This is a genomic window from Candidatus Zixiibacteriota bacterium (assembly GCA_040753495.1).
Taxonomy (GTDB): domain Bacteria; phylum Zixibacteria; class MSB-5A5; order GN15; family PGXB01; genus DYGG01.
In genome coordinates, this window is record JBFMEF010000071.1 from 1 (window position 1) to 7,809 (window position 7,809).

Annotated in this window: 5 protein-coding genes; 3 read left to right on the forward strand and 2 right to left on the reverse strand. The window is 54.0% G+C overall.

Annotation, left to right across the window (positions count from 1 at the left end; genetic code table 11):
* Together AB1690_04630 and AB1690_04635 are read left to right on the forward strand one after the other, a co-directional pair.
* On the forward strand, positions 1–3,294 hold a 3,294-nt coding region (locus AB1690_04630), incomplete at its 5' end, for a PQQ-binding-like beta-propeller repeat protein (protein ID MEW6014589.1).
* A gap of 526 nt (positions 3,295–3,820) precedes the next feature.
* Positions 3,821–4,879 carry a site-2 protease family protein gene (locus AB1690_04635; protein MEW6014590.1) on the forward strand — a complete coding sequence of 353 codons (1,059 nt, stop codon included), beginning with the start codon at positions 3,821–3,823 and terminating at the stop codon, positions 4,877–4,879.
* Here AB1690_04635 and AB1690_04640 read toward each other — a convergent pair.
* Both AB1690_04640 and lipA read right to left on the reverse strand, forming a co-directional pair.
* Complete coding sequence (locus tag AB1690_04640; GenBank protein ID MEW6014591.1) at positions 4,866–6,350, reverse strand: HD domain-containing phosphohydrolase; 1,485 nt, start codon at positions 6,348–6,350, stop codon at positions 4,866–4,868. The genes AB1690_04635 and AB1690_04640 overlap by 14 nt on opposite strands.
* Before the next feature lie 149 nt (positions 6,351–6,499).
* A complete protein-coding gene (gene lipA, locus AB1690_04645) occupies positions 6,500–7,435 on the reverse strand; it encodes a lipoyl synthase (protein ID MEW6014592.1) in 936 nt (311 codons plus the stop codon).
* A gap of 74 nt (positions 7,436–7,509) precedes the next feature.
* Here lipA and AB1690_04650 point away from each other — a divergent pair.
* The coding region (locus AB1690_04650; protein MEW6014593.1) for a hypothetical protein at positions 7,510–7,809 on the forward strand (300 nt) is incomplete at its 3' end.

Genomic DNA, 7,809 nt, shown 5'->3' on the forward strand with positions numbered 1-7,809 from the left:
CATGCTGATTTGGGCTACTCCAACGCCTTCTCCCACAGAGACACCGGCGCTTTGTACTGGCAGAGTCTGCTTAATACTTACGGTATTCCGTTGAATCTCGTGGCTGAAGCCTATACCTGCTGCGTCCCTGTGACCGAGTGCGCCTGCGCTCCGGGCGGGGATTGGCCTGCCATGGGCGGCAATTTTGCCCGCACCGGCAAGTCCGGCAATTCCATTGGCGATGCTCAGTGCAAACTGACCAAATCCTGGGAGTTTGTTGCCGGTCAGGTGGCAGTTTTCAATAGCCCGATTATTTACAAAGACACTGTCATGTGTTATTTCCTTGACCGGTTTGCCGCCATCGATATCAATACCGGCACGCAGATCTGGTTAAGACCTCCCGATGCATTAGTAATTGGCTCGGCGGCCTACTCGACCCCGACCGCTTACAATGGATTGGTTTACACCGCCGGCGGCGCGGCTAAAGCCTTCAGCGCTCTTAGCATCACCACTGGCGCCACTGTCTGGACCCGTAACTTCTCGGCTCATACCAACCACTTCATGACTTTCGGTCCTTCCGTGATAGTGAACGTGGGGGGAACGGATGTAATCATTTACTCCGACGACTTTGGATGGGTCTATGCAGTTAATGCCCTTACCGGCGCGCTCTTCCCCGGATGGGCAGTCAACCCGGTCAAACTGCCGAACGCGATAATTAGAGGTCTCACCACTGACGGCACCTACCTCTTTGTTGGCACTACTATTGCCGCTACCAGTGGCGACATCTATGCTCTCGACCCGGCGACCGGCGCTGAAGTTTGGCGGCTGTCCACCTCGGGCGGCTTACAGGCTGCCACCGTTGTTCCTGCCAAGGACTATGGTGGATTTGAAGGATTCCCCAACGCTATTTCGGTAGCCGGAACGGGAGCCTGCGAGCCTGGCGCTGACAATATACTTTACACCTGTTCGTACTATCCGATAGCCGACAACAGCTCACCGGTTCAGCAGGGTGGTGTTCTGTACTCCATTAATGCCGCTGATGGTTCTCTGAACTGGGCCGTTCGCGCCCACAACGGAAGCGGCGGATATTCGATGCCTAACATCGATGCCTCCCGCGTTATCCATCAGTCCTGGCCGTACTGGACAACCTCCGGCGACCACCGTGGTCCTATCGGTGTTAACCGTACCACCGGTTCGGTTGAATGGACCAACACCTATCCGACTCAGCCTTATGCGGCCGACTTCCCGTTGATGGAAGGTGTTCTCACCTGTGAGCCGAGTGTATCGGATGTTTATATTGGCGTGTATCGTTCGAACTATGCCAAGTTCTTTAATGCCGACAATGGCGCTCCGCTGTTCCATCGTCGCTTCACCGGTTACCTGTCCGGCAGCTTCAGCAATGCCGGTCACAGAGTCGCTCCGGTCATGAATGACAGTCACCTGTTGTTGACCTGGCGCAACAAGATTATTGGTCTGACCAATCAGTCCAATCGTCCGCGCCTCGACATTCCTGACTACGTGATCGACATTCCGGTTGAATTTGGCTCCCCGAGCAACTACGTCGCCACATTCCCGAATGCTATTGCTAACAGTGGTTGCGCTCCGCTGCAGATTGTCAACATCACTCTTGATGAAATCAGCAACAACACCACGCCGCTCTCGGCCGTGGTCAGCAGCGCCAACCAGGAGAGACTGACCCGTCTGTCAACTTTTGTCGATAACTTCAACCCGAAGACCGACAACTGGAGCCTCGCTTTCGCCGATGAGACCGACCTGGCTATCGACGAGATGGCTTATGACAAGGGCATCTCCATGAACAACGCGGCCTTCGCTCCTCCGCCTTACATTAACTCGATTATATCTCCGCTCAACGGCTCCTTCGTTGCTCCCGGCGATACTATCGATATCCAGTTGGAGGTGAATGGCCCGATGATCACCAGAGGGCGTCACGCTTTCTATGCTTATGTCAGAACCAACGACCCGGATTACTTCCTGGATAGCGCTCTGATAGACGATCCGAACTATGCCATTCCGCAGATTGAGCTCGGCTTAATCGGCGGCTGCCTCTATGCTACGGAACGTCTCTATTTCGGAACCGCTGCCGATAATTACAAGATTATCTGGAACTCCGGTTTTGTCGCCCACGGCGACTCCGCCAGCTTTGATGTTAATGGCGAAGATGCTCAGCTGTGGCAGGGCGCTTTGATTTATGCCATAAGCAAGTACCGCGTGGCTCTCCACTCCCTCAACTGGCATGGATATGACAACGAGTGGAAATCACTCCTTGCCGATCCCGAATGCGTCCTTGAGGTCTGCCCGCCGCACCTGTCCTCCAACGTGCTGCTCGCCTCCATGTCTACCGACAATGGCGCTACCTATAACAATATTTATGGTAACGTCATGACTTACTCCTATGTGGACTCGATGCAGAATATGGATGACGACACCAGCGCCGTGCTGCACTGGTGGTGGGCTTATCCGTGGGATTACAATGAAGACCCGCCGTATGATGATACTCTTACGGTCGGCTTCAAAGCCTGCGTGAAAGCCATCGGCGTGACCGGCGTAGCGGCATTCAATAACTTCTATATTGAACGCCATGCCGTTTATGCCCGCTACGGGCAGCAGGTTACCGACCTGTACCTCGGCGCCATGCTGGACTATGACGTTGAGCCCACCAATACCCGCCAGATGAACGGATACGACGCCTCTCATTCACTCGCTTATGTGTATGATTGCGGCGCTCCGACCATGGGCTGGGGATTTGTGAAGATTCCGTTTGGTTGCGGTTTTGAGCCTTTGATCAATTCCAAGACCATTACGGCTCAGATGGGACCCTGGAATGATTCCGATATCTGGCTCGACTCCGTGTACTACTGGATGTCGAACAATGTCGGTCTCAGCCACCAGCCCGGCACCGACCCGTGCGCTTCCGACCCTGACGACCGCGATGCCTGGTACACCATTGCCAAGAATACCTTCTCCGGCAGTGATACCGGTGTTTATTGCTTCGCCAACTTCGGAATGCCGAATATCACCAATGCAGACGACGCCACTAACTACTACGGTATCGCAGACCTGGCTAACAAGTTCTGCGGTTTCGGTCGTGGTGACGTCAACAACGACGGCGTGATTAACATTGTTGACATTGTTTATCTCGCCGCGCATGTGAACTTCGGCGGCAACGGACCGTTCCCGTTCATGTACCTGGGCGATGTCAATCTCGATGAGACTATCGATATTAATGACGTCCTGTACTTGAAGGAGTTCTACTTCAACGGCGGACCGTGCCCGCTCGGCGAATGGGAGATTTAACGCTCCTGAGTGAATCATCATAGATTCATAAAGCCCCCCGTGAACCGGGGGGCTTTTTTTATGCCTCTTGTAGGGGCAGGGTTCACCCCTGCCCAAGATATAATCCGGCGACCAAAGGCGTCAGTTCACGCTCCGACGGAGTCGGACCTTAGAACTGACGCAACGAAGAATCCTATGGGGTGGATTCCGGCGTACGCCGGAATGACGGTAGGGGCAGGGTTCACCCCTGCCCAAGATATATTCCAGCAACCAGAGGCGTCAGTTCACGCTCCGCCGGGGTCGGACCTAAGAACTGACGCAACGAAGAATCCTATGGGGTGGATTCCGGCGTACGCCGGAATGTCGGTAGGGGCAGGGTTCACCCCTGCCCAAGATATATTCCAGCAACCAATGGCATCAGTTCACGCTCCGACTGGGTCGAACCTAAGAACTGACGCAACGGATATCCGCTGCAACATCTTGACAAACTCGAACCAAAACGGTTTAATCTTGTTCAATATGAAAGCGATATGACGAATTAATAGATATGGATAACCCGGAACAGACTTCGCGCGCCATATATTACCAGCTTTCCGATATCTATGAGATATCGGCTATCTATTTTCATGACGGGCGGCTGATACTGCGCGCCAAGCCTCTCATCGGCAGGGAAGAGGCGTTTTCGCTTCTGCATCGGCGGCTCAACAATGTCGGCTTCACGGCGAATGTCCGCGAGGACGCCCACGGCATTCTCATCGCCGTTCGCCAGACCAGGAAAATCCGCCTCCCGCTACTTAACATTATTCTTTTCCTGGCGACGCTTGCCACCATGTTTCTGGCGCCGGCGCTGCTGTCGCTCGATTTCCATTATTTCGACCGTCCCGGAGCGGTGCAGGAACGGCTCGAATTTACCGTCGCCTTGATGGCAATCCTGCTCTTTCACGAATTTGGCCATTACCTGGCAGGCCGCCGCCGGGGGGTCTTTATGTCGCTGCCGTATTTCATCCCGGCGCCGAATATTGTCGGGACTTTTGGCGCCGTCATCAAATCGAAATCCCCCTTCACCAACCGGCGCGACCTGATTGAGGTCGGCGCCGCCGGCCCGATTGCCGGGTTCGTGATATCGGTGATTGCTATCGCTATCGGGTTGAGCCGGTCGGAAATCATTCCGCCTGATTTTGAAGGAGGGATGCGGCTGGGCGACTCCCTGCTTATAAAACTTCTCTCCTGGCTGATAATCGGTCCGATACCGGAAGGATACGACTTCATGCTGTCGCCGGCCGCTTTTGCCGGATGGGTCGGACTCCTGGTGACAATGATAAATCTGCTCCCGCTCGGTCAACTTGACGGCGGGCATATACTATATGGTCTGCTGGGAAACCGTCAGCATCAGATAGGACGGTTCTTCCTGATTGTTATGATGGTGCTCGGGTTCTGGTGGCCCGGCTGGTGGTTCTTTGGGGCGCTGGTCTTTCTGTTCGGGATAAATCATCCCCCCACTTACAACGACAGCCAGAAACTGACCGGCGCGGCAAAGGTGATGGCGCTTATCGCCATATTTATTTTTCTCGTCAGTTTCGTGCCGGCGCCGTTTATACTGGATTAAGCGATACAGTCTGCCGCTTCTCACGGCCGTTAACCGTCACCGCGGCGATTTTCCCCTCCCGATACGCCTCCATAAACAGGTCCACTATCATCGGGTCGAACTGCGTCCCGCGATTTTTCAATAATTCGGCCACCGCCGCTTCGGCGTCGGTCCCCTGCCGATACGGGCGATTGGATAAAATGGCGTCAAAGGTATCGACCACTGCCAGAAGACGTCCTTCAACCGGAATATCTTCTCTCTGAAGACCGTAGGGATACCCTTTGCCGTCGTACCGCTCATGGTGCGAGATTATATATGGCAGAACCGGCTCCAGGCTGGGAATACCGGCTAATATCCGCATGCCGAGTTCGGGATGTTTCTCCATCGTTTTTCTTTCTTCGGCGGTCAACTCTCCCGGCTTATTGAGGATGGCATCGGGGACGCCGATCTTTCCGATATCGTGGAGGATGCAACCGGTTTTGAGATATCCCAGCCGTTCTTTGTCCCAGCCCAGTTTGCGGGCGATGACCCGCGCCAGACGGAAGACCCGGTCGGTATGTCCCGCGGTGCAGATATCCCGCGCTTCCACCGCATTCGCCAGAGCGCGGATAGTCATCAGATACGACTTGCGGAGATTGCGCTCCTGACGTCCGCTGTCAACCGCGTTCGCGGCAGATGCCGCCAGAAGCGATATCAGTCGCAGCTGCCCCGGACTGATATGATTGAAGCGGTCGATATAAGTAATCACCAGAAGCCCCAGGGTTTCTCCGCGCGACATCAGCGGATAATATATTATGGAACGTTTGTACTGCTGCTCATCCTGTCTGAATTCATCATTTATATAGGTCGGCTCCAGTCCGATTTTATCGCCTTCGGGAAGGGTCAAGGCAGCGCTCGGCGGAAAGGACCAGGCCCATTCCCCTTCACGGGTCTGGGAGCACTGAAGACTGTATTTTTGCGTAAGACGGTCCCGCAGGAGAACTGCCGAAAATTCGGCCGGTATCACTTTGACCGCGGAATCGATGATAAGTTTCAAGAAAGGATGCAGTTTCATCCCGCGGCTATGGGCATCGGCGACCTTCATCAGTTCAATCTGGCTGCGCAGGGCGACATTCTCCCGCCGCACCGTTTGATGCTCCAGCCCTCTTTTGATGGCCGATTTCAGGTCTTCCAGCTTGAACGGTTTTATCAGGTAATCGTAGCCGCCCTTTTTCAGAACCGCAATGGCGGTCTTTACCGTGGGGAAGCCGGTCATCAGAATAACAATGGCATCGGGGTGGTTTGCCAGAGTAGTTTCGAGAATATGAACTCCGGAATAATTCCCCATCACCAGGTCTGTCAGCACCAGGTCAACCCCGTTCTTGGCGATATAATCTTCCGCCTGCACCGGGTCGGTGAAATTATGAATCCGAAAATCGCGGAACTCGCTTAAGGCTTCCCGGATAATATTGCCGATATACTGCTCGTCATCTATGATAATTATCTCTCTCATAGAGTGACCACCTTCCTGAGTGGGTAAGTTTTTGAAGTAATAGCGGTAGTTTTTTTCTGAATCATACTCACTGTATCGGAAGAGAATTAGAGCGGCAAAAGGGCTATTGGGGGGATTGTATCAATTTTACCCTGATAATGGGAGAATCCCTACTGGGCGTAAAACTGCTCCGCCGCATGATAGGAGGAGCGAATCAGCGGTCCGGCAAAAACTTCTTTTATTCCGCTCCGGCGGGCAAGAGCGGCAATCTTTTCAAACTCCTCCGGGGAATAATATTTTGCCACCGGAAAATGATTTCGGGAAGGGGCAAGATACTGCCCGATGGTCAATAATTGCACCCCCTGTTGGCTCAAGTCAATAAAGAGTTTCTGCAGTTCTTTTTCATCTTCGCCCAGTCCCAGCATTAATCCGGATTTGACCAGAATCCCGGCGCGTTCGGAGGAGGCTCTCAACACCGCCAGCGAGCGGAGGTAATCCGCCTGGGGTCGCACCTGCGGATATAAGCGAGGCACCGTTTCGACATTATGGTTAAAGACATCGGGCCTCTGCGCCAGCACGATTTCAAGGGCGTCAAGGTCGCCTCTGAAATCCGGCGTCAGGACTTCAATGGTGATATCGCTTTTGAGTTTTCGGATAGACTTAATCACAGCGGCAAAATGGGCGGCGCCGCCATCGTCAAGGTCATCGCGGGTGACCGAGGTAATAACGGCGTGGCGTAATCCCAGAATCGAAACAGCGCGGGCGATTCTGGAGGGCTCCTCCGGGTCGAGCGGCTGCAGAGCGCCATGGGTGACATTGCAGAAACGGCAGTTGCGGGCGCAGTGCGGACCCATAATAAGAAAGGTGGCGGTTCCCTGCGAATAACACTCGCCGCGATTGGGGCAGTTGGCTTCACGGCAGACGGTATGGAGATGATACTCCTTCAGAAGTTCCTCAACTTCGTGGAAACGCTTCCCCCCTCCGGCGCGCACTTTGAGCCAGTCCGGTTTGCGCCGCAAAGCGGTAGGAGCGGGGTATTCTGTCGGCTGCGCAGAATTTGAACAGCGCCGGTCGCCGCTTTCTCTTTCGAAATCCTCTCTGCTCATATCCGGTTAAGTTACGGCAAAATCAATCGATATCAAGTAGAAGAAACATTTTTTATCGAAAAAAGGAGTTTTCGATGTTCCGGAAACCTATCCTGATGATATTAGTATGCCTTCTGATTGTTTCCGCCGCGGCCGGATTCGATTCTAAGAGAAGCGCCTCGGTGACGCCGCTTACCGATTTCAGTATCGAAAATCTTTCGCTGGCGCCTCGCTTTGCCTCCGCTGAAATATGCTCCGTGCGCCACGACCTCGGACCATACTGGCTCATTCAACACTGGGTTACCGGTATGGAGCTCTATAAATCTTACCAGGACCCTTCCCAGTCCTGCACCGCCCCTTATCCTTTCCTGGTTGAAGAAGTCGATATCGTTATG